The sequence below is a fragment of the Methylosinus sp. H3A genome (assembly GCF_015709455.1).
In the GTDB taxonomy this organism is placed as follows: Bacteria; Pseudomonadota; Alphaproteobacteria; order Rhizobiales; family Beijerinckiaceae; genus Methylosinus.
In genome coordinates, this window is sequence record NZ_JADNQW010000005.1 from 643,769 (window position 1) to 664,682 (window position 20,914).

The window sequence follows — 20,914 nt, forward strand, 5'->3', positions numbered from 1 at the left end:
TCTCGTTCCAACGTCCTCGGGGAGATCGGATCGTTCATGTCGTCGGGCCGCGCCATTGCGCCGCGGCCCGACGAATCGCGTCAGTGATGGCCCGAGCCGGTGATGCGCGGCAGGGTCTCGAACTGATGGAAGGGCGGCGGCGAGGACAGCGTCCACTCGAGCGTCGTCGCGCCCACGCCCCACGGATTATTGCCCGCCTCACGCTTGCGCAGGAAAGCCTCCGCGACCGTGTAGAAGAAGAGCAGGACGCTGACCGCGGCGATGGCGGCGCCGACCGACGACCAATAGTTCCACAGCGCGAACGCATCCGGATAGTCGATGTAGCGGCGCGGCATGCCGGCGAGGCCGAGGAAATGCTGCGGGAAGAAGACGAGGTTGATGCCGGCGAAGAGCAGCAGGAAATGCGCCTTCGACAGAGTCTCGTTGTACATGTAGCCCGTCATCTTCGGGAACCAGTAGTAGAAGCCCGCGAAGACGCCGAACACCGCGCCGAGCGACATGGTGTAATGGAAGTGGGCGACGACGTAATAGGTCTCGTGCAGCTGACGGTCGGCCGAGGCGTTCGCCAGCACGACGCCGGTGACGCCGCCGAGCGTGAACACGAAGATGAAGCCGATCGCCCACCACATCGGCGCGCGGAAGGAGATCGAGCCGCCCCACATGGTCGCGATCCAGGAGAAGATCTTGATGCCGGTCGGCACCGCGATGACCATTGTGGCGAAGACGAAATAGCGCTGCGCGTTGAGCGACAGGCCGACCGTATACATGTGGTGCGCCCACACGATGCAGCCGAGGAAGCCGATCGACACCATGGCGTAGGCCATGCCGAGATAGCCGAACACGGGCTTGCGCGAGAAGGTGGAGACGATGTGGCTGATGATGCCGAAGGCCGGCAGGATCAGAACATAGACTTCCGGATGGCCGAAGAACCAGAACAGATGCTGGAACAGGATCGGATCGCCGCCGCCGGCCGGATCATAGAAGGTGGTGCCGAAGTTGCGGTCAGTCAGCAGCATGGTGATGGCGCCGGCGAGCACGGGCAGGGTCAGCACCAGCAGGAAGGCCGTCACCAGCATGCCCCAGGCGAACAGCGGCATCTTGTGCAGCGTCATGCCCGGCGCGCGCATGTTGAAGATGGTGGTGATGAAGTTGATCGAGCCGAGGATCGACGAGGCGCCGGCCAGATGCAGCGACAGGATCACATAATCCATCGCCGGGCCGGGATGGCCCGTGTTGGACGACAGAGGCGGATAGAACACCCAGCCGCCGCCGAAGCCGAGCGAGCCCGGCGCGCCCTCCGCGAAGGTCGACAGCACCACCAGCACCAGCGCCACGGCGAGCAGCCAGAAGGAGATGTTGTTGAGGCGCGGGAAGGCCATGTCCGGCGCGCCGATCATGATCGGCACGAACCAATTGGCGAAGCCGCCCATCAGCGCCGGCATGACGAAGAAGAAGATCATCAGCACGCCATGGGCGGTGATGAACACATTATAGAGGTTCTTGGCGGCGTCGAGATTGGTCGGATCGGTCCCGTGCAGAAGAGCGGAAATGCCCGGGAAGACCGAAATGCCCGGATGGGCGAGCTCGGCGCGAATGGCCATCGACATCAGGAAGCCGATGAGGCCGCCGACGACGGCGAGGATCAGATAGAGCGTGCCGATGTCTTTGTGATTGGTCGAGAAGAGATAGCGGCGCAGGCCGGTGGGATGGTCGTGGTGAGCCCCCGCCTCGGCGGTCGAGATGGCGTCCATGGTCGTGATCCTCGGAGAATGCTCGGGTTGTGTTCGTTACGGCTCGGAAAATCGCTCGACGTTCAGCGGGCGTCGCGCTCGACGGCGACGCGCACGCGCCCGTCGTCGGCTTTGGCGAACTTCTTCTTCGCCTCGACCAGCCATTCGGCGTATTTCTCCTTGGAGACGACGCGGATGGCGGCCGGCATGAACGCATGATCCTTGCCGCAGATCTTCGAACACTGGCCGTAGAAGAGGCCTTCCTTCTCGGCCTTGAACCATGTCTCGTTGAGACGGCCGGGCACCGCGTCGATACGGATGGTGAAGGCCGGAATGGTGTAGGAGTGGATCACATCCGAGGCGATCACTTGCAGCTTGACCACCTCGCCGACCGGCACGACCGCCTCATTGTCGACCGAGAGCAGGCGGACGTCGCCATTCTCGGGCTTCAGATCCGCGTCGGGCTTGAGAAACTGATCGAAGGAGAAGCCGCCGCCTTGATCCTCCGGATAGGCGTAGGACCAGTACCATTGATTGCCGGTGACCTTGATCGTCACCTTCGGCTCGGGGATCTCCATCTGATGCGCCAGCAGACGGAAGGAGGGGATGGCGATGAACACCAAAATCAGCACCGGCACCAGCGTCCAGACGATCTCCAGCCCGGTGTGATGCGTCAGCTTGGAGGGAACGGGGTTGGCGTGCTCGTTGAACCGCCAGCAGACATAAATGAGAAGACCCAGAACGAAGAGACCGATGAAACTGATGATGGGAAGCAGAACGACATTATAAAAAAATTGCGTCTCGGCGCCGACCTCGGTCACCGTCGCCGGGAGGCCTAGGCCGCCCGGAGTGGGCTGGCCCAACACCTCGGCGGATGCGACCCCTGCGAGCAGGAGGAGGGAACATATGGCGCCGGCCGTCAAGGCTGCGCGGCGGAATGTGGGTCGTCTGCCGATGAGCATGAAGATCGCCTCTCGGACCTCAGGAACAAGGTCGTTATGATTCTGTTATCCGGTTGTTTTGATCGAGCCGAACCCGCCACAAATCCGGCCCGTCAGGTATTCCCACGCGGGTTCAACCACAAACGGCGTTGCCGCGCAATCGCTGCGGCGCCACAGTCTGCCTGACAAAAAGTCGCGCCACCCCCCTATGCGCAAAATTGCGGCGTCGGCGCCCTACCGCTTGACAGGCGCCGGCCATTTGCTACGCAGAGCCCCAACCTCGAGATTATTCGCAACGCCCAGTTTTGGCCGGGTTTCGACGCTAAGGGCCATTTGAATCCGCATCGAACGAAACATGGAGCGAAAATGAGGCCGCACGCCGCCGTTCTCCGGCTCGCGAGGTTGCGACATGTGGTCGCGGGGCTGGTTTTCGCAGTCGCAGCATGGGCGACGGCCTCGCCCGCCACCGCGCAAGGCGCGGTCAAATCCAAATTTGGCGACTGGGAGATTCGCTGCGAGACGCCTGCCGGCGCCGCCGCCGAGCAATGCGCTCTGATTCAGAGCGTGGCTGCGGAGGACAAGGCCAATGTCAATCTGGTCGTCGTCGTGTTGAAGACGAGCGACGGCAAGAGCCGGCTGCTGCGCGTCATCGCGCCGCTCAATGTGCTTCTCATCAAAGGCCTCGGCCTCACCATCGACAAGACCCGCATCGGCGACACGGGCTTCGTGCGCTGCCTGCCCTCCGGCTGCGTCGCCGATGTCGTCATGGACGATGCGCTCGTCGATCAACTCAAGAACGGCAAGACCGCGACTTTCGTCATCTATTTGACTCCGGACGAGGGCGTCGGCCTGCCGCTGTCGCTGGCCGGTTTCAAGGAGGGATTCGCCAAACTGCCGTGATGGCGGTAAGGCGTGCGTCGAGAGGGATGGAGCGCCCCTCCCCCGCTCCGCGGGAGAGGGCCGGGGGCAAGCGCGAGCCTTCGAGCAAAGCAAGACTTCGAGCAGAGGGTGAAAGGCCGATGGACACGGGACGGATGATGCCGCGCTTTTTCACGATTCTCTCGATTTCCGCGCTGACGGCGGGACTCGCGGCGGGTGGAGCCCGCGCCTTCGACATTCCCAATCCCCTCTCGGTCTTCGGCGGCGACGAGACGGAGCAGCAAAAGTCGGACAGGCCCGTGCAGGCCGCGCCCGGCGCAGCGGTCGATTGTCCCGAGATCCTCATCGACACCGGCGCCGCCACGCTGCGCGCGCCGCCGGGGGCGGATAATTCCTCGGTTCGCTATCAGCTCTCGCTATTGCATCTTGCGCGCGAATGCTCGGTTTCAGGAGACCAGATTCTCATCAAGGTCGGCGTCGAGGGGGCGGCCGTGCTCGGCCCCACCGGCCAGCCGGGCTCGTTTTCCGGCACGCTGAAGATCGCCGCGCGGCGGCAGAAGGACGAATCGATCCTCGCCTCCAAGAGCTATCACGTCTCGGCGAGCGTGCCCGCAGGCGCCGCACGCGGCGAGTTCCGCGTGATCTCGGAGCCGCTGTCGGTCCCCTATCTCGGCGCGCAGGCTGCCGACGACTATGAGATTCTCGTGGGCTTCGAAGGCGGCGCCGCCGACAAAGCCGCGCCGGCGCAAAAGCGCCGCAAGCGCCACGCCCGCACCCCTACAGAAGCTTCCCCGGATTGAGGATTCCTCTCGGGTCGAGCGCCGATTTGATCGCGCGCATCAGCCCGAGCGCCACCGGATCCTTCACCTTGCGCAAGAGATCGCGCTTCAGCACGCCGACGCCGTGCTCGGCAGAGACCGAGCCCGCATATTTCGTCACCAGCCCATGCACGATGTCGTTGATCTCCTCGCGGCGGGCGAGGAAGGCGGCGCGGTCGGCGCCCTCGGGCTGCGAGACATTGTAGTGGATATTGCCGTCGCCCATGTGGCCGAAGGGCGTCGGCCGCGCGCCGGGCGCATGCGCCGTGACGAGGGCGTTCGCCTCCTCCAGAAAGGCGGGGATCGATTCGAGCGGCACGGAGACATCGTGCTTGATCGAGCCGCCCTCCGGCTTTTGCGCCTCGGGTAGAGTCTCGCGCAGCTTCCAGAGGCCGGCGCGCTGCTCGAGCGTCGCGGCGAGCGCGGCGTCCTCGGCGATCCCCTGCTCCAGCGCCTCGCCGAGCAATTCGGTGAGCAATTCCTCGACGCCGCTCTCGGCGGGCGAAGCGAGCTCGATCAGCACATGCCATTCGTGCGCGCCGGCGAGCGGATCGCGAACCCCGCTGATATGTCGCAGCACGAATTCGACGCCGATGCGCGGGATCAATTCGAAGGCGACCAGCGCCGAGCCGGCGCGCGCCTTGGCGAGCCCCAGCAGCGCCAGAGCGGCGCGCGGATCGGCGAGGCCGACGAAGGCGGTCGCGCGTGACCGCGGCAGCGGAAAGAGCTTCAGCGTCGCGGCGGTGATGACTCCGAGCGTGCCCTCCGAGCCGATGAACAAATGGGCGAGGTCATAGCCCGTATTGTCCTTGCGCAGCTTGGAGAGTCCGGACAGGAGCCGCCCGTCGGCGAGCGCCACCTCGAGCCCGAGCGCGAGATCGCGCGTCGCGCCATAGGCGATCACATGCACGCCGCCGGCGTTGGTCGCGAGATTGCCGCCGATCGTGCAGCTGCCTTCGGCGCCGAGCGAGAGCGGGAAATAACGGCCAACGGCCTCCGCCGCGGCCTGCGCGTTGGCGAGAATGACGCCGGCTTCGACGGTCATCGTATCGGAGGCGGGATCGACCTCGCGGATGCGGTCGAGCTTTTGCAGCGACAACAGGATTTGCGCGCCGCTCTCATCGGGCGTCTGGCCGCCCACGAGCCCGGTGTTGCCTCCCTGCGGCACGACGCCGACGCCGGCCTCGTCGCAGAGGGCGAGAACGGAAGCGACCTCGCGGGCGCTTCGCGGTTTGACGACGGCGAGAGCGCGGCCGTGAAAGGCGTCGCGCGGCTCGCAGAGATAGGCCGCCATGCCCGCAGGATCGACGATGACGCCGACAGATCCCACGATCGCGCTCAGCCGATCGAGCAGCGCCGTGTCATCGCGTCCTTTTTCGACGGCGGTCAGAGAAGGTCACCTTGCTCCGAAAGTCACCAGTGGCGACGACGACGCGCTTCATCCGACCGGCGGACCCGCACATAAGCGGCGGCGGCGACCGGAAGTCCGCCGAGGATGATACTGCACAATGTCGCGGCGAGAAGCGCATTCATGTGACCATCTCCTTCCAGATTCGAGCCTGGACCCTCGAGGAGCCGGCTCCCCATGCTGGACATGGACGCAAATCCTATGCCCAACTCGCCGGGGCTGGCAAGAAAAATAACCTGCCCAGTCCCGAAATGCTTTCTGAAATCCGCTCTTTGTCACATGAAAGGCATTGTGAGAATCTAGGTTTCCCGGCCCATTCCGCCATAAGTGAACATACGTAGAAAAACGCGCTCTTGGCGAGCGTCGACGAAAGCTTAGGGCCGGCGAAGGCCGGATTCCGATCGCTCGAACCATTCCGTTCGAGCGGAACGCGCTATCCGAAGTGAATGCCGGCTCGGCGTTGAAAACGCGGAGAGATTCTAGAGTCATTCCGGTTCAGATTGAACCGGAATGACTCTAGATCTCCTTGTTCTGTCGTGTTTTCTTCACGCGAACCGGTTCCCACTTCGCTCGAAAAACACTCTAGCGCGACAGCAGCCGCCGGCGCGGCGCGGCCTCCGCCGACCGCTCGAAGAGAGCGACGACCTCGAGATGAGGCGAATGCCGAAATTGATCGATCGGCGTGATGAATTTGGCGGCATACCCGCCCTTGCTCAGAATTGCGGCGTCACGCGCGAAGCTCTGCGGATCGCAGGACACGGCGACGATGCGGCGCACGGCGGAGCCTGCGAGCGCCTGCGCCTGCGCCATCGCTCCGGCGCGCGGGGGATCGAAGACGACGGCGTCGAAATGGTTCAGCTCCTGCGCGTCCAGCGGGCGGCGGAACAGATCGCGCGCCTGCGCCGAGATCGGCCGCAGCCCTCTCGCCGTGCGGGCGGCGCGGTCGAGCGCCTCCACCGCCGCCACATCCGAATCGACGGCCGTCACTTGCGCGCGCGCCGCGAGCCGCAGCGCGAAGGCGCCGACGCCGCAGAAGAGATCGGCGATTCTCTTGGCCTTCTCGCCGACGCCCTGCGCGACGAGGCGGGCGATGACCCCCTCCCCCTCGGCCGTCGCCTGAAGAAAAGCGCCGGGCGGCGGAAAGACTTGCGTGTTGCCGACCATCACGCCGGGCGGGAAGCGCAGAGTCACCAGCCGCCCGTGATTGGCGAGACGGGCGAGATCGAGGCTTTCGGCGAGCTCGAGCAGCGCCAGAGTCTCGCGCTCCTCGAGCGCGCCGGCGCCGCGAATATCGACATCGAGCCCTCCCGTCGTCAGCGTGACGGAGATATCTAGCGGCTTGCCCCGCCCGACCAACGCCTGCGCGAGAGCGCGCGCCGCGGCGGGGGCGCCGACGAGGCCCGGCTCCAGCAATGGACAGGCGTCGATTTCGACGAGATCATGCGAGCGCGCGCGCATGAAGCCCACGCGCGCCTCGCTTTTCTCGTAGCGCGCATGGAAGGTCACGCGCCGGCGCCCGGCGCCATGGGCGTCGACGAGCGGCTCGACGGGCCAATCGAGGCCGGCGTTGCGCAGCGCCGTCTCGGCGAGGCCGCGCTTCCATCGCGCATAGGCCGGCTCGGCCAGCGTCTGCACGGCGCAGCCGCCGCAGATTCCATAGTGCGGGCAGAAGGGCTCGATGCGATCCGGCGATGGCTCGAGGATATCCACGAGACGCGCGCGCTCGCCCTCCGCTTCGACGAGCACGGTCTCGCCCGGCAGAGCGAAGGGCACGAAGACGAGCCCCTCCTCCGCGCGGGCGACGCCCTCGCCGCGATGGCCCAAACGTTCGATGACGAGCCGCCGCATCACATCCGCCTTGCATGAAGAAGAAATTCGCGGTTTCCGTCGCCGCCCTCGATCGGCGAGGCGATCAGCGCGAGAACGCTCCAGGAGAGCGCCTCGACCTCCTCCCGAACGCGTGCGCAGACTTGCGCATGAATGGTCTCGTCGCGCACGACGCCTTTTTTCCCCGCCTTGCGGCCGGCCTCGAACTGCGGCTTGACCAGAGCGACGATTTGCGCCCCCTCGGCGGCGAGCGCAAGCACAGAAGGCAAAACGAGAGCGAGCGAAATAAAGCTCGCGTCGACGACGATCAACGATGGCGCCTCGTCGAGATGCGCCATCGTCAAAGCCCGCGCGTCGAGCCCTTCGAGAGAGGTCACGCGCGGGTCGGCGCGCAATCTCGCATGCAATTGATCGTGGCCGACGTCCACCGCGGCGACATGGCGCGCGCCCGCCCGCAGCAGAGCGTCGGTGAAGCCGCCCGTGGAGGCTCCGACATCGAGGCAATAGCAATCTTTCGCGTCGACGCCGAAAGCCTCGAGCGCATGAGCCAGCTTCACGCCGCCGCGCGATACGTAAGGATGCGGCGCCTGCGCGACGATCTCGGCGTCGGGCGCGACCAGCTGCGAGGGCTTGGCGATCCTGCGGCCGTCGACCTCCACCAAGCCGGCGACAATGGCTTCGCGCGCCTTGGCGCGGCTCTCGAACAGGCCGCGCTCACACAGCGCCACATCGACCCGGAGCAGCTCTCGCGCGCTCACCATTTGAGCAGTCGCGAACCGAGCGCCGAGCCGATGAGCGCCACCACGCCGATGGCCAGCGAATACCAGACCGCGACGAAGAGCGGGCTGTCGTCCTGGCAGTGAGCCGCATAAAAGCTCGCCGCCAGCGCGCCCGCGACGAGTCCGGCGACGGCGCCGGCGAGCGCCGGCCGGCTCGGGGCGCCGCGCCTCAGCGCGAGCAGCAGGATTGCGAGCGGGCCGATCGCGATGAAGGGAATGAGCAGCAGGCAGGCGCGCGCGTTCAGCCCGACGAGGCGTGCGCCCCAGGAGCCGGCCGGCGCGGCGAAAAGCTCGAGGACGACGGCGACGATGAGCACGACGAGCGCCAGAAGCGGCGCGAAACGCCAATAGCCGAGCTCGACGCCCGGCGTCGCGAGACGCCGCAGCAGGCCGACGCCGGCCGCGAGCAGACTGAGCGTCACGGCGAATTTCGCGAGCAGGCGCAGGCTCAGCATCGCGGAGCCGAGATCGGGCCGCACGCCGACGAAAAAGACGAGCGCGATTCCCGCGACGAGAGCGGCGGCCGCGAGCGACAGCGCGAAAATTTGCGCGAAGCGGAAACGCGAGCGCGAATGGTCCGCGACGAGCGCGCCGATCAGCTCTTCCGTTTTCATTTCTCGCCTTTCCGATAGAGCGCCGCCAGAGTCTTGATCGCCCGATGCAGGGCCACGCGGACCGCGCCCTCGCTCATGCCGTGGCGATCGGCCGCCTCCTTCACCGAATGGCCGTCGATCGACAGGAAACGCACCAGATCGCGCTGGCGTTCGCCGAGCTCGCCGAGCAAGCGGTCGACGTCCTGCCGGTCGAGCCCGTCGTCCGCCGCCTCGGGCGCGGCGAGATCGAACGCATCGTCGATCGGCAAAGGCGCCTTGGCGCCGCGCCTTCGGCGCGCGTCGACGAGCTTGTTGCGCGCGATCGTCATGATCCACGGGCCGATCGGCCTTCCCATGTCCCAGCTGTCGCGCTTCAAATGGATCGCGAGCAGCGTCTCCTGCACCACATCCTCCGCCTCGCCGACATCGAGGCCGAGACGCGCGCAATCGCGCCGCGCAATTCCGCGCAGCGCCGGGGTCAGCGACACGAGCAGCCGTTTATAGGCGCCGGAATCGCCCGCTATGGCGGCGCGCATCAGCACGGCCCATTCCTCCTCGGCTCTCGGCGATCCCAAACGTCCACCTTGCCATTCGTGAAAAAGCGCCCTCTCGTTACGTCATGCGCAGGGCCTGCGTCGAGCGCCTTCGCGAATTTCGCAGCGCGTCACAAAAACGCCGGACTATTCGCGCCTTCTTAACGAAAGAATCGCAAATCTATCGACGCGCCGCGCGACCGCGGCCTCGCCCTCGACGAGGGCGCAGTCGGATTGGAGCTCCCCTTGCGTAGGTTTTCGAAGTCCGCCTTTTCGCGCAATGCTCTCGTCCTCGCGCTCGCCTGCGCCGCAGCGCCGGGCGCGATCGCCGCAAACGACGCCTATGACGGCCAGGCGGAATGGGCGCAGCGCTACGACGCCGATCCGAAGCTGACCGTCTCGCGCTCGACGACCCCCATTCTCTCCGCGCAGACGGTGGCGGCGACCGAGACCGCCATCACGCAGCTGCAGGACATCGTCGCGCGCGGCGGCTGGCCCATGGTGCCGGCCGGCCAGCAGCTGCGCCTCGGCTCCAACGGGCCCGCCGTCTCGGCGCTGCGCCGCCGCCTCATCGTCTCCGGCGACATCGGCGCGGAGGCGGGCGCGAGCCCCGTCTTCGACTCTTACGTGGAAGCCGCGGTGCGGCGCTTCCAGGCGCGTCACGGCGTCAACGCCACCGGCGTCGTCGCGCAGCAGACCTTCGCCGCGCTCAACGTGTCCGCCGAGCTGCGCCTGCGTCAGCTCGAGACCAATCTCGTGCGCCTGCGCAGCTTCTCGCGCGATCTCGGCAATCGCTATGTGACGGCCAATATCCCCGCCGCCTCGGTGGAGACGGTGGAGAACGGCTATGTCGTCACCCATCACACCGCCGGCGTCGGCAAGATCGACCGCCAGTCGCCGGTCATGCAGACCAAGGCGATCCAGATCAATTTCAACCCGTTCTGGACCGTGCCCGCATCGGTCATCCGCAAGGATCTGATCCCGAAGATGCAGGCGGACTCCAACTATCTCGCCGACAATCACATCCGCGTCTACAATAAGGAGGGCGTCGAGCTCCCTCCGCAGCAGATCAACTGGAACTCGCTGGAGGCGCTGAACTACAAGTTCCGCCAGGACACGGGCGGCGATTTCAACTCGCTCGGCGTGGTTCGCATCGACATCGCCAATCCTTACGGCGTCTATATGCACGACACGCCGGCCAAGGGCATTTTCGGCGATGATTTCCGCTTCGTCTCCTCCGGCTGCATCCGCCTGCAGAATGTGCGCGATTATGTCGCCTGGCTGCTGAAGGAGACGCCCGGCTGGGACCGCGACCATATCGACGAGGCGATCCGCTCCGGCGAGCGCATCGATGTGAGGATCACGCCCGCCGTGCCGGTCTATTGGGTCTATGTCACCGCCTGGGGAGCGCCGGACGGGGTGATGCAGTTCCGCGAGGATATTTATCAGCGCGACGGCCTCGGCCTGACGGCCGCCCTGCCGCAATCCGCGCCCGCGGCGACGCCGGTCGCCTCCCGGCAGGCGGCCCGCTCCTCGCAGCTCTTGCCGGTGTTCGGCGAAGAAGAGAACTGAGCAGGCGCCGGCGCGCTCGGCTGCCCGTGGAATAGGCGCGCGAGCGGCAGTCTTCGAGCAAGTCGGAAAGCGCACTCGTTTCGAGCCGTGCATCGCGCCACCGCCTCCGGCGCGTCGGTCGCCGCGCGATCGTCAGCCGGCTCAAATCAAGCCCGGCGTGTCTCGCCGCCGCATTAAAGCGCTTTCCGATCGAACGGAATCGTTCGATCGATCAGAATTCGCTCCAAAGAAAGCTAGAGCGCCATCCGATCCTATTGGATCGGATGGCGCTCTAGATGCGGCGCGTCCTTCCTCGTTCGACCTCTCGCCTCTCTCGCGCTCCCCGTTCACGCGCGTAGGAGAATACGGCGCGCAGCCTCACAATTTTTTCGAACAATTACGCGACTATGCCGCTCCAACCAACGACCGGCATCCGTGGACGGCGCACATAGGTCATGTTAGGAACACCTCAAATTTCTCGTGTGGCATACCCACCAAATCCTGGCCCGAGTTTCCGAATCAGAAACGCCGCGCCCTCTTCAAAAGGAGATGAACCCATATGACGGACATTCTAGCTCGCGGCAGCGAAACTTCACTCGAGCTGAAAAGGGACAGTCTTCCTGAACGCTTTTATCACGAGATTCATAGAATTAATACGGAATACATGATAAATGATTACTGGGGCTCGATGAATGAGGAAGTTTCGCTAGCAATCTACGCGTCTGTTCTTCAGCAGGGAGACATAGCTGTAGATTGCGGCGCCAATCGAGGCGAGCACACGAAAGTCATGGCCCGCCGTTGCGGACCCACAGGTCGAGTATACTCTTTTGAGGCTGTGCCAGAAATGATGGCGAAAGCCCAGCGAATAAACATGGGATTCTCGAACATACAATGGATAAACAAGGCCGTCTGCAATGAAGCTGGCGCAGAAGTAGAATTTTTTTCTTACCCGAATGAAGACGGACTGTCCAGCTTACGTCCTGCGAGCGGGGACACCTCCACATGCAATCGTATCAGCGTCAAGACCACGACGTTGGACGATGAAATAGCCGAGAGCGTCACTCTCATCAAACTCGACATCGAAGGGGCGGAGTATAACGCACTGCTCGGTGGCGCAAGAATACTAGAGCACAGCAAGCCCATTATTGTTTTCGAAAACGGAAGAGGAGTGGCCGCAGAAAGATTTGGGTATTCAAAAGAAGACTTTTTCAATCTTTTCAAAAGATTCGGATATTTTCTATTTTCTATCAGCGGAATGCCATTCACAGAGGAATTGTGGGAGAGCACCTCCAATCCCTGGCAATTTATCGCAATCCATCCGACATCCCCGCGGATCGGGAGAGTTTTCTCGGTTACGAACTCTTACCTCTCCTACGTCGCAGGGCTGCCTGGATCGCGATAGGCGAGCGTCGCCGGGCCGCCAAAGTCGAGTCCCAGCTCGCGAGAAATGGCGCGCGGGAAGCAGAACGCCGATCCGATCGCGGTCGTCCGGCTGGCTCGTAGCCCGCCTTCCGACGGCCAAGATCGGGCCGGTTGCGTCGAGATCAGCGTAAGGAAAGCCTCACGGCCGCCGGTCGACTGCAAGAGACCAAGATCGCGCGCAATTGTGTGCGTTCGTTCCAAAGCGCTGTTCGAAACCAATCGCGTCGTTCATATCGCGCGGACCGCACGCTCGTGATCGCCTTCCGCGGGGAGGCGGGAGTGCGCGCTCAGTTCACCGCGCTCCGCTCAGCGCGCTGGGCTCCGCCGCGATGGGCGCGCCAGGAGCCGCCGCACATGTCGGTGGAAGAGGACCAGGCGCCCTGGCCCGCATTGCCGCGCAAATTGCCATGGGCGCGCGCCACATGGCCGCCCTGTGAGGTGAAACGCGTCATGATCGCGCCGTCGCCCTCCACATAGCCCCAATGCGCCATGCGGCCGCTCGCCAGCGTCGCCGCGACGGTTTTGGTGCCGACGAGGAGATCGCCGCTGATCTCGATCGCATCAGGCAGCAGCGCCGGGCAGGAGCCGACGGTCGTGCGGACCTCGATCGTCCAGGCCCCGTCGAAGCGTCCCGCCTCGGCGGCGGCGCCCGTCGCTTCGCGCGGAGCGGCCTGCGCTCCGCCCGTCAAAATCATCGAACCCAAAATGGAGAGAACCAGCCCCCGCATCACCCGGCCTCCTCGAACGCTCGTTGCAGCGTGTCGAACATATCGCCGCCAGCGTAAATAAATTCTGCAACGCCCGCCGCGCGCAGCGCCGTCTCGAGCTCTCCCGGCCGCCCGGCGAGATAAACCCGCGCCCCGGCCGCCGCGAGATCGCGCGCCGCCTCGGCGGCTTTTTCCGCATAGATCGCGTCGGACGAGCAGACACAAGCGAGTTTTGCGCCGCTCGCGCGGAATGCGGCGACGATATCCGCGCCCTCTTCGCCGAACAGCGCCTCTATGCCGGCCGCCTCGAAGAAATTCTTGGCGAAATTCGCCCGCGCCGTGAAAACGGCGACGGAGCCGAGATTGGCGAGGAAAACGCGCGGCCGCGCGCCCTTCGCCGCGAGCGCCGCGTCGGAACGCGCGCGCAGCGCCTCGAAAGGCTCGGCGAGACGGCGCGGCCGCAGCGGCGGCGACGTCACGGCTCCGTTTGGCGCCGATGCGTCGAAACGCGCGGGATCGAAGGGCGCCAGCGTGGCGACGGGCACCTCGCCAATGTCCGGAAAAGCATTGCAGCCGGTGATTTTGTCGCGCGCCCGCGCGACGCTTTGCGCGCGCTTGCCCGCGACCTCGGCGACGCGGCCCTGGAAAGAGCCCTTCTCCAGCGCCGTCGTCAGGCCGCCTTCGGCCTCGAGCCGCTGGAACTCCTCCCAGCCGCGCTCGCAGAGCGCCTCGGTCAGCGTCTCCATGCCGCCCGAGCCGCTCGCCGGATCGTCGACGGCGTGGATATGCGATTCGTCCTGCAGCACGAGCTGCGTGTCGCGGGCGAGGCGGCGGGCGAAATCATCCGGGGCGCCGAGCGCCTGCGTGAAAGGCAGCACGCTGATCGCGTCGGCGCCGCCGATCGCCGCGCCGAAAGCGGCGAGCGTCGCGCGCAGCAGATTGGTCCAGGGGTCGCGTCGCGTCACCATGCGCCACGCCGTTTCCGCATGGACATAGATGGGCGCCGGCGAAAGGCCGCAGACCTCCTCGACGCGGGCGAACAGGCGGCGCAGCGCGCGGAATTTGGCGATGCCGACGAATTCGTCGGCGTCGGCCGCGAGGCGGAAGGCGAGCAGCGAACGCGCCTCCTCCAGCGGCAGGCCGCCCTCCTCCAGCGCGCGCAGATAGGCGAGCGCGGCGGCGAGCGCGAAGCCGAGCTCCTGCGCCTCCGTCCCGCCGGCCGCATGGATCACGCGAGCGTCGGCCGCGACGGTCCCGAAGCGATAGCCGGCGTCGGCGAGGCTCTTGGCGCGCTGCGCGAAGGCCTTGCTCTCCTCCCCCCCCCAGGGAGCTGACGAAAAGCCGTGCAGCGCCCGCGCGCCGAGCGGATCGAGGCCGAAGGACAGGCGCGTGACGCCCGGCGCTATATGGGCGCGGTCGAGCAGGCGCAGCAGCGCGTCGACGGCCTTCGGAGCGCGCGGGGAGAACTCCACCAGCGCGGGAATTCCGTAGTCGAGGCGGATCTTGTCGAAGACATGGGCGAGCGCTTCCTCGCCGTCGTCGAGCAGGCCGCTCCCATAGGCGCCCTGGGCGCCGGCGAAAACAATGTGCAATCCGTCGGCGCCGCCCTCGAGATCGGCGAGCGCCAAAGCGTTGGCGGCATCCGGCTCGGCGAGGTCGACGCGCGCGAGAATGGACCAGCGGCCGGGCGCGGCGCGCAGCGCCCGCGGGCCCGGCGCCGTGGCGCGCGGATAGAGCGGCGCGATGGCGACGCCGTCATAGGTCTTGGATGTCAGCCGGTCGAAGGACGCGCCCTTGAGCGCCCGATCGACGATTTTACGCCAGTCCTCCTCGTTTCCCGGTGGAAAAACGCCGGCCAGCGGCGCGTCTTGCAAACTCATGAGCGAGCCTCGAACAAATGACGGGGTTGCGGGCGTCTTCTTGCATGAAGCGGGCCCTGCCGCCACCCATATCCGCAGCCTTCGTCGGCGCCGGGCTTTATTTTCACGGCGCGGCGCCTTAACGAGAACGCTGCGCCGCCCGCCCTCGGGAGGCGGTCCGACTGGCTGAATGACCCTGAACGGAGGTGGACGTGGCTGAAGATCCGCAGGAAAAGGCCAAGCTCGTCGAAGAGATCGTCGAGGTCATCGCTTCGGAGGGGATGATCGACCGCACCAAGGTCACGCCCGACGCGACGATCGAGAGCCTCGGCCTGAAATCGGTCGATATCGTCATGATCCTCACCGCCCTCGAGGAAAAGTTCAACGTCTATATTCCGATGGATGGCGCGCTGCAGGACGCCAAGAATGTCGAGGGTCTGATCGACGCCATCGCGGAATATGTGCTGAAAGAGAGAGAGAAACAATAATATGGCCGCTTCGTCCGGGGGCGTCGGCGAGCGTCGGGTGGTGATTTCGGGAATGGGGACGGTCTCGGCGGCGGGCGTCGGAACCGCGGCGCTGTGGACGGCGGCCCGAGACGGAATCTCGCAAGTCCGGCCCCTCGTGACCGAATATCCTTACGACGGGCGCATCCGGATCGCGGCGCAGGTGCCCGATTTCGACCCCGCCAAATATCTCGAGAAGGCGCTTCTCACCTTCTGCGACCCCTTCACGCAATTCACCCTGGTGGCGGCCGATGAAGCGGTCGCCCAGGCGGGTTTTGCGCGCGAGGAGCTCTCCGGCCCGCGCGTCGGCGTCATCGTCGGCTCCGGCATCGGCGGGATGACGACGATCGACAATGGCCTGCGCCACTATTACCAGGAGCGCATCCGGCCCGATCCGTTCAGCGTGCCGCGCCTCATTCCGAGCGCCGCGCCGACGACTCTCGGCATGCGCTATTCCGCCAATGGGCCGACTTTCGCGCTCGGCAGCGCCTGCTCCTCGGCGAGCCAGGCGGTAGGGCTCGGCGCGCAGATGATCCGCTTCGGCCTCATGGACCGCGCCATCGTCGGCGGCGCCGAGGCCTGCGTCATCAATGGAACCATCCGCGCCTGGGAAGGCCTGCGCGTGATGACGCCCGATTTCTGCCGCCCCTTCTCCATGGGCCGCAACGGCATGAGTCTCGGCGAAGGCGCCGCGGTTTTCGTGCTGGAGACGCTCGAATCGGCCCAAAAGCGTGGCCATGCGCCGCTCTGCGAGCTCGCCGGCTATGGCACGACGAGCGACGCCAAGGATTTCGTGCGGCCCGATCTCGACGGAATGACCGGCGCGATGCAGGCGGCCCTCGCCGACGCCGGCCTCGAGACGGAGGCCATCGACTATCTCAACGCCCATGGCACGGCGACGCACGCCAATGACATCACCGAATCGGCCGCCATCGGCCGCGTGTTCGGCGAGCGCGCGGCGCGCCTGCCGGTGTCCTCGACCAAGCCGATCCACGGCCATGCGCTGGGCGCCAGCGCCGGGCTCGAGCTGGCGCTGACGATCCGCGCGCTGCAGGAGCAGATCGCGCCGCCGACGATCAATTTCCTCGATTTCGACCCGCGCTGCCCGATCGACGCCATCCCCAATGTGGCGCGGCCGATCGAGATTCGCACGGCCATGTCCAACTCCTTCGCCTTCGGCGGCATCAACGCCGTGCTGATCGTCCGCGCGCTCGCGGGAGGGGCGTGAATGGCCGCAGAGCCCGAAAGCGCAGAGACGCGCATCGGCCCGCTGCGCGTCTGCGCGGATGAAGAGCGCGTCATCCGCTACCGCCGCGAGATCGGCTTTCCCGACACGCTGGAGAAGATCGTGCCGGTCGCTTTTCCGGCCGTCTGGCTGACGACCGAGGAGATCGACGCCGCGATCCGCGATATTCTCGCGGGCGAGGATGTGGTGCCGGTGCATGAATCGCAGAGCTTCCACTATTTCGCGCCGCTGCGCGTCGGCGAGAGCTATGACTTGACCGTGTCGCTGCGCCGCGAGGCCGAGCCGCCGCGCCTTTCGGTCAACGCCAGCCTCGCGACGCTGGCGGGCGAGACGCGCCTGCACGCCGAGACGCTCTTGCGCATCTTCCCCCGCCCGGCGGGCATGGAGCCGGTTCCGTGAGCGGCGCGCGCCTGCCCGCTGTCGGCGAACGTCTGCCGGACTGGCGGATCGGCCCCTTCGACGCCGCGGCGCTGCGAGCCTATGCGGCAGCCTCCGGCGACGGCAACCGCCTGCATCTCGACGATGATCTCGCCCGCGCGATCGGCTTTCCCGCGCCGCCGGTCCATGGCATGAAGCTTCTCGCCGCCTTCGAGCCCCTGCTCTCCGCCTGGCGGCGCGATTTGTTTTTGGCTCGGCTCTCCGGCAAATTCGTGCAGCCGGTGCTGCGCGGCGAGCCGGTGACGCTCACCGGCCGGGTGCTGCGCTCGTCCCCCGAGGAGGGTGTGTTCTTGAGACTTCTGGCCTATGGCGAGGCGCGCGCGCCGGCGATCGTCGGCGAGGCGCTGATGGCTCCGCCGCGAAAGTTCCGCCCGTGAAGCGCGGGGCGAGACGCATTCTCCTCACCGGCGCGTCGAGCGGCATCGGCCGCGCGCTGGCGCTGCGTTATGCGCAGGAGGGCAGGAGCCTCGCGCTGTTCGGGCGCGACGCGGCTCGGCTGGAGGCAGTCGCGACGGAATGCCGCGCCATGGGCGCGCAAGCCGATGTGACCATCGCCGATGTGCGCGACCGCCGCGCCATGGCGGAGCGCATCGCCGAGGCGGACGCGCGCGATCCGCTCGATCTCGTCGTCGCCAACGCCGGCGTCTCCACCGGCCTCTCCCCCGGCCAGATCGCCGAAGACCCGGAGGCGGTGCGCGCGACCTTGTCGATCAATGTGCTCGGCGTGTTCAACACGGTCGAGCCGACCATAGAGGCGATGACGGCGCGCAGGCGCGGCCAGATCGCCATCGTCGGCTCCATGGCCGGGCTGCGCGGCCTGCCCTATTCTCCGGCCTATTGCGCCAGCAAGGCGGCCGTTCACCTCTATGCCGATTCCCTGCGCGGCGCGCTCAGGCCGCATGGGGTGCATGTGAGCCTCATCGTGCCCGGATTCGTGGCGACGCCCATGAACGCCGAGCTCAAGGCGCCGCAGGCGGGAAAAATGAGCGACGAGCGGGCGGCGGAGATCATCGCGCGCGGCCTCGAGAAGCGCGCGGCGGTGATCGCCTTTCCGCTGTTCGTCTATTATGCGATGAAGCTGTTTGCGATGCTGCCGCCCCACGCCGTCGATTCGGTCATGCGGCTCTTCGAAGTGGCCGTGCCTCAGACCCATGAACGGGAGGAGCCGTGATCGACAGCATCTTGTTTTGGCTCGTCGTTCTGTCGGCTGTCTTCTGGGCCTGCTCCGCCTTGCTGTTGCTTCTCTCGTCGCTCGCGGCCTTCGTTCATCCCTGGCTCATCGCCCGGCGCGGGACCAGCGATGAGCAACCGCCCGTCTCGCTGGTCCTGCCGGTGAAAATGCTCGACCAGGGCTTCGAGCGGGCGCAGGAATCGGCCCTCGCGCAGAAATATCCACAGATGGAAGCGCTCGCCTCGGCGACGGAGGCGGATTCGCCCGCCATCGCCGCCATGCGCGACATTTTCGCGCGCCATCCGCAGATTCCGTCGCGCATTCTCCACTCCACGGCGCGTTTCGCCGCGAGCCCCAAGGTCGACAATCTGTTCGCGCCCTTCAACGAAGCACACAACGATGTGATCTTCATGAAGGACTCCAATGTCGTGCTGGAGCCGGACGATCTCGTCGAGACGATGCGGCATTTGAAGCCCGGCGTCGGCATGGTCTGCGCGATCCCCTATGCCGCGCGCCCGGAGAATTTCGCCGCCCATGTCGAGGCCGGCATCATGAACGGCCCGCATCAGCGCATGTTGTTCGCGGCCTCCGCGCTCGGCGGCGGCTTCGGAGTCGGCAAGATCATGCTGTTTCGGCGCAGCGATTTTTTGCGCGCCGGCGGCTTCGGCGCGATCGCGCATACGGTGGGAGAGGACAACGCCACCGCCAAGGCGCTGAGCCGCATCAAGCTGCGCACCGTCTTCTCGCATCGACTGGTGCGCCAGGAGCTCGGCGAGCGCAATCTGCTCGACATCTACAATCGGCAATTGCGCTGGAGCGTCGTGCGCCGCGACGACGAGATTCTCTCCTTTCTGGCCGAGCCCTTCTGCCAGGCGCTGCCGGCCTTTGCGGCGGCGGCGATCGGGGCCCCGCTCGTCGGAGTCACGCCGGCGACGACCTTGACCGTCACTTTTGGCTTGTGGCTGAGCACGGAGACGCTGCTTTCCATCGCCAAGGGCTGGAAAGTATCTTGGGCCGCGCCGGTGATCTTCCTGGCGCGCGAGGGATTGATGTTCGCAGTGTGGCTGCACGCTTGGACCGCCACCAAGGTCGTCTGGGCCAGGACGACGATCGACACGCGCTCCTGCGGCGAGACGGCCGCCGCGACGGAGCCGCGGGTCGCGAAGGAAGAAGGATAAAACCGCTTGATCCTCGCTCTTCTGCAGTTTCTCGTCGATAGCGTCTGGCTGATCGCGGCGCTGATCATGATCCTGATCGGCGCGGGCTTCGTCGCCATCATCGCGCGCTTCCTCTTCGACCAGTTGCGCGGCGCGCGCGACCTCGAGCCGATCGTCCTGGCCGAGGAGGAGTTGCCGCATGTGCTGCTGCAAATCCCCGTGTTCAACGAGGCCGAGGTGACAGAGCAGGCGCTGCGCTGCGTCGCCGAGCTCGACTGGCCGAAAGACCGGCTGCACATTCAATTGCTCGACGATTCGACCGACGAGACGCCCCAGCGCGCCGAGGCGGTGGCGATCGAGCTGCGCGCCAAGGGCGTCGACATTCATCATGTGCGCCGCGCCGATCGCTCCGGCTTCAAGGCCGGCGCCTGCGCCGAGGGGCTGAAGCTGTTCGACGCGCCTTTCGTCGCCATGCTGGACGCCGATTTCCGCCCGCCGTCGAACTGGCTGCGCCGCACCGTGCCGCTGCTGGTGAAGGACGATCGCGCCGGCTTCGTGCAATCGCGCTGCGAATTCTCCAACTACCGCAAGAACTGGCTGACGCGTGCGCAAGGTCTCGTGCAGGACGGGCATTTCCTCGTCGAGCAGCGCACGCGCGCGCTCGCCGGCTGGCTGTTCCAGTTCAACGGCACCGGCGGCATTTGGCGCCGCGCCACCATCGACGCCGTCGGCGGCTGGTCGGATTATTCGCTCTGCGAGGATTTGGACCTCACCGTGCGCGCGGCGCTCGGCGGCTGGCACGGAATCTTCGTCTCCGAGCCGCCCATCCCCGGCCAGGTGCCGGAGGGGCTGCGCGACTATCGCCGCCAGCAGCGCCGCTGGTCCAACGGCTTCGTGCAAGTGGCGCAGAAGACCGTGCTGCCGCTGTGGAACGCGCCCTGGTCGCTGACCCGGCGCGTCGCCGCCATCGTGCTCATCGTGCATCAGATCTTCTTCCCGACGGCGGCGATCGGCCTCATCGCTCTGCTGCTCGGCGTGATCCTGCGCGGCTCGCTGACGCCCTATCTGCCGGTGCTGGAGTTCATCTTCCTCGAGACGCTGGTCGTCGTGCTCGGCTTCACGCTTCTGCCCTATCTGGCGCTGAAGCGCGGCGCGCTGACCGATTATGTGAAGACCATGGTCTCGGTGCCGCCGCTGATGATCTATCTCGCCTTCTCCAATGGCGCGAAAATCCTGCAGACGCTGCGCGGCCGCAAATCCACCTTCAAGCGCACGCCCAAGACGGAACATGCGCCCGCCGCGCCGACGATTCAGGAAGCGGAATGAAAGAGTGAATCGTGACTGGTGAG

At 66.1% G+C, this 20,914-nt stretch carries 21 protein-coding genes; 12 read left to right on the top strand and 9 right to left on the bottom strand.

Annotated features, from left to right (window positions below; translation table 11 throughout):
* Window positions 1-80: 80 nt before the first annotated feature.
* Both ctaD and coxB read right to left on the bottom strand, forming a co-directional pair.
* Window positions 81-1,751, bottom strand: a complete 1,671-nt coding sequence (gene ctaD, locus IY145_RS06150; RefSeq protein WP_196407392.1) for a cytochrome c oxidase subunit I — start codon at window positions 1,749-1,751, stop codon at window positions 81-83.
* 62 nt (window positions 1,752-1,813) lie between these two features.
* On the bottom strand, window positions 1,814-2,692 hold the full coding sequence (coxB, locus tag IY145_RS06155; protein ID WP_196407393.1) for a cytochrome c oxidase subunit II: 879 nt from the start codon (window positions 2,690-2,692) through the stop codon (window positions 1,814-1,816).
* A 345-nt stretch (window positions 2,693-3,037) separates the two neighbouring features.
* Between coxB and IY145_RS06160 the strand changes: the two genes are divergently transcribed.
* Both IY145_RS06160 and IY145_RS06165 read left to right on the top strand, forming a co-directional pair.
* Entirely contained in the window at window positions 3,038-3,571 is a 534-nt protein-coding gene (locus IY145_RS06160; RefSeq protein ID WP_196407394.1) for an invasion associated locus B family protein, read from the top strand.
* 134 nt (window positions 3,572-3,705) lie between these two features.
* A complete protein-coding gene (locus IY145_RS06165) occupies window positions 3,706-4,350 on the top strand; it encodes a hypothetical protein (RefSeq protein WP_246721806.1) in 645 nt (214 codons plus the stop codon).
* Here IY145_RS06165 and IY145_RS06170 read toward each other — a convergent pair.
* Window positions 4,328-5,698, bottom strand: coding sequence for an FAD-binding oxidoreductase (locus IY145_RS06170; RefSeq protein ID WP_409455295.1), 1,371 nt, complete (start codon window positions 5,696-5,698; stop codon window positions 4,328-4,330). The genes IY145_RS06165 and IY145_RS06170 overlap by 23 nt on opposite strands.
* Before the next feature lie 89 nt (window positions 5,699-5,787).
* Between IY145_RS06170 and IY145_RS06175 the strand changes: the two genes are divergently transcribed.
* On the top strand, window positions 5,788-6,117 hold the full coding sequence (locus IY145_RS06175) for a hypothetical protein (RefSeq protein ID WP_196407396.1): 330 nt from the start codon (window positions 5,788-5,790) through the stop codon (window positions 6,115-6,117).
* 241 nt (window positions 6,118-6,358) lie between these two features.
* On the opposite strand, the gene IY145_RS06180 is transcribed toward IY145_RS06175, so the two are convergent.
* From IY145_RS06180 to IY145_RS06195, 4 genes are read right to left on the bottom strand one after another with little or no spacing between them, the layout of a single operon-like run.
* Window positions 6,359-7,627: a methyltransferase gene (locus IY145_RS06180; RefSeq protein ID WP_196407397.1), complete on the bottom strand. Its 1,269-nt coding sequence runs from the start codon at window positions 7,625-7,627 to the stop codon at window positions 6,359-6,361.
* The gene (locus IY145_RS06185) at window positions 7,624-8,364 is read right to left on the bottom strand and encodes a TlyA family RNA methyltransferase (RefSeq protein ID WP_196407398.1); all 741 of its coding nucleotides are present in this window, start codon (window positions 8,362-8,364) and stop codon (window positions 7,624-7,626) included. Before IY145_RS06185 ends, IY145_RS06180 begins: the two co-directional genes overlap by 4 nt.
* Window positions 8,358-8,996, bottom strand: coding sequence for an NrsF family protein (locus IY145_RS06190; protein WP_196407399.1), 639 nt, complete (start codon window positions 8,994-8,996; stop codon window positions 8,358-8,360). Before IY145_RS06190 ends, IY145_RS06185 begins: the two co-directional genes overlap by 7 nt.
* Window positions 8,993-9,550, bottom strand: coding sequence for a sigma-70 family RNA polymerase sigma factor (locus IY145_RS06195; protein WP_196407400.1), 558 nt, complete (start codon window positions 9,548-9,550; stop codon window positions 8,993-8,995). Before IY145_RS06195 ends, IY145_RS06190 begins: the two co-directional genes overlap by 4 nt.
* A gap of 204 nt (window positions 9,551-9,754) precedes the next feature.
* Between IY145_RS06195 and IY145_RS06200 the strand changes: the two genes are divergently transcribed.
* Both IY145_RS06200 and IY145_RS06205 read left to right on the top strand, forming a co-directional pair.
* Complete coding sequence (locus IY145_RS06200) at window positions 9,755-11,080, top strand: L,D-transpeptidase family protein (protein WP_196407401.1); 1,326 nt, start codon at window positions 9,755-9,757, stop codon at window positions 11,078-11,080.
* A gap of 538 nt (window positions 11,081-11,618) precedes the next feature.
* Window positions 11,619-12,461, top strand: a complete 843-nt coding sequence (locus IY145_RS06205; RefSeq protein ID WP_196407402.1) for an FkbM family methyltransferase — start codon at window positions 11,619-11,621, stop codon at window positions 12,459-12,461.
* A gap of 307 nt (window positions 12,462-12,768) precedes the next feature.
* On the opposite strand, the gene IY145_RS06210 is transcribed toward IY145_RS06205, so the two are convergent.
* A complete protein-coding gene (locus IY145_RS06210; protein ID WP_196407403.1) occupies window positions 12,769-13,209 on the bottom strand; it encodes a hypothetical protein in 441 nt (146 codons plus the stop codon).
* Window positions 13,209-15,068, bottom strand: coding sequence for a methylmalonyl-CoA mutase family protein (locus IY145_RS06215; RefSeq protein WP_196407404.1), 1,860 nt, complete (start codon window positions 15,066-15,068; stop codon window positions 13,209-13,211). The genes IY145_RS06210 and IY145_RS06215 overlap by 1 nt, the downstream gene beginning before the upstream one ends.
* 191 nt (window positions 15,069-15,259) lie before the next feature.
* Here IY145_RS06215 and IY145_RS06220 point away from each other — a divergent pair, with 191 nt between their 5' ends.
* The 7 genes from IY145_RS06220 to IY145_RS06250 are packed head-to-tail and all read left to right on the top strand — an operon-like array spanning window position 15,260 to window position 20,891.
* Window positions 15,260-15,535, top strand: a complete 276-nt coding sequence (locus tag IY145_RS06220) for an acyl carrier protein (protein ID WP_159730402.1) — start codon at window positions 15,260-15,262, stop codon at window positions 15,533-15,535.
* Window position 15,536: 1 nt separating this feature from the next.
* Window positions 15,537-16,781, top strand: coding sequence for a beta-ketoacyl synthase (locus IY145_RS06225; RefSeq protein WP_196407405.1), 1,245 nt, complete (start codon window positions 15,537-15,539; stop codon window positions 16,779-16,781).
* Complete coding sequence (locus tag IY145_RS06230; RefSeq protein WP_196407406.1) at window positions 16,782-17,198, top strand: hypothetical protein; 417 nt, start codon at window positions 16,782-16,784, stop codon at window positions 17,196-17,198. It abuts the gene before it with no gap.
* Entirely contained in the window at window positions 17,195-17,614 is a 420-nt protein-coding gene (locus IY145_RS06235; RefSeq protein WP_196407407.1) for a MaoC family dehydratase, read from the top strand. Before IY145_RS06230 ends, IY145_RS06235 begins: the two co-directional genes overlap by 4 nt.
* The gene (locus tag IY145_RS06240) at window positions 17,611-18,408 is read left to right on the top strand and encodes an SDR family NAD(P)-dependent oxidoreductase (protein ID WP_196407408.1); all 798 of its coding nucleotides are present in this window, start codon (window positions 17,611-17,613) and stop codon (window positions 18,406-18,408) included. Before IY145_RS06235 ends, IY145_RS06240 begins: the two co-directional genes overlap by 4 nt.
* Window positions 18,405-19,586 (top strand): glycosyltransferase, encoded by a 1,182-nt coding sequence (locus IY145_RS06245; RefSeq protein ID WP_196407409.1) that lies wholly within the window; start codon window positions 18,405-18,407, stop codon window positions 19,584-19,586. Before IY145_RS06240 ends, IY145_RS06245 begins: the two co-directional genes overlap by 4 nt.
* 6 nt (window positions 19,587-19,592) lie before the next feature.
* Window positions 19,593-20,891: a glycosyltransferase family 2 protein gene (locus tag IY145_RS06250; RefSeq protein ID WP_196407410.1), complete on the top strand. Its 1,299-nt coding sequence runs from the start codon at window positions 19,593-19,595 to the stop codon at window positions 20,889-20,891.
* The last annotated feature ends 23 nt before the right edge of the window (window positions 20,892-20,914 follow it).

What these genes read in the sequence shown, in the direction of transcription:
- IY145_RS06215 (WP_196407404.1), bottom strand. Translation starts at nt 15,068, where the DNA reads ATGAGTTTGCAAGACGCGCCGCTGGCCGGCGTTTTTCCACCGGGAAAC.
- IY145_RS06165 (WP_246721806.1), top strand. Translation starts at nt 3,706, where the DNA reads ATGATGCCGCGCTTTTTCACGATTCTCTCGATTTCCGCGCTGACGGCG.
- IY145_RS06160 (WP_196407394.1), top strand. Translation starts at nt 3,038, where the DNA reads ATGAGGCCGCACGCCGCCGTTCTCCGGCTCGCGAGGTTGCGACATGTG.
- IY145_RS06210 (WP_196407403.1), bottom strand. Translation starts at nt 13,209, where the DNA reads ATGCGGGGGCTGGTTCTCTCCATTTTGGGTTCGATGATTTTGACGGGC.
- IY145_RS06225 (WP_196407405.1), top strand. Translation starts at nt 15,537, where the DNA reads ATGGCCGCTTCGTCCGGGGGCGTCGGCGAGCGTCGGGTGGTGATTTCG.
- IY145_RS06230 (WP_196407406.1), top strand. Translation starts at nt 16,782, where the DNA reads ATGGCCGCAGAGCCCGAAAGCGCAGAGACGCGCATCGGCCCGCTGCGC.
- ctaD (WP_196407392.1), bottom strand. Translation starts at nt 1,751, where the DNA reads ATGGACGCCATCTCGACCGCCGAGGCGGGGGCTCACCACGACCATCCC.
- IY145_RS06190 (WP_196407399.1), bottom strand. Translation starts at nt 8,996, where the DNA reads ATGAAAACGGAAGAGCTGATCGGCGCGCTCGTCGCGGACCATTCGCGC.
- IY145_RS06205 (WP_196407402.1), top strand. Translation starts at nt 11,619, where the DNA reads ATGACGGACATTCTAGCTCGCGGCAGCGAAACTTCACTCGAGCTGAAA.
- IY145_RS06185 (WP_196407398.1), bottom strand. Translation starts at nt 8,364, where the DNA reads ATGGTGAGCGCGCGAGAGCTGCTCCGGGTCGATGTGGCGCTGTGTGAG.
- coxB (WP_196407393.1), bottom strand. Translation starts at nt 2,692, where the DNA reads ATGCTCATCGGCAGACGACCCACATTCCGCCGCGCAGCCTTGACGGCC.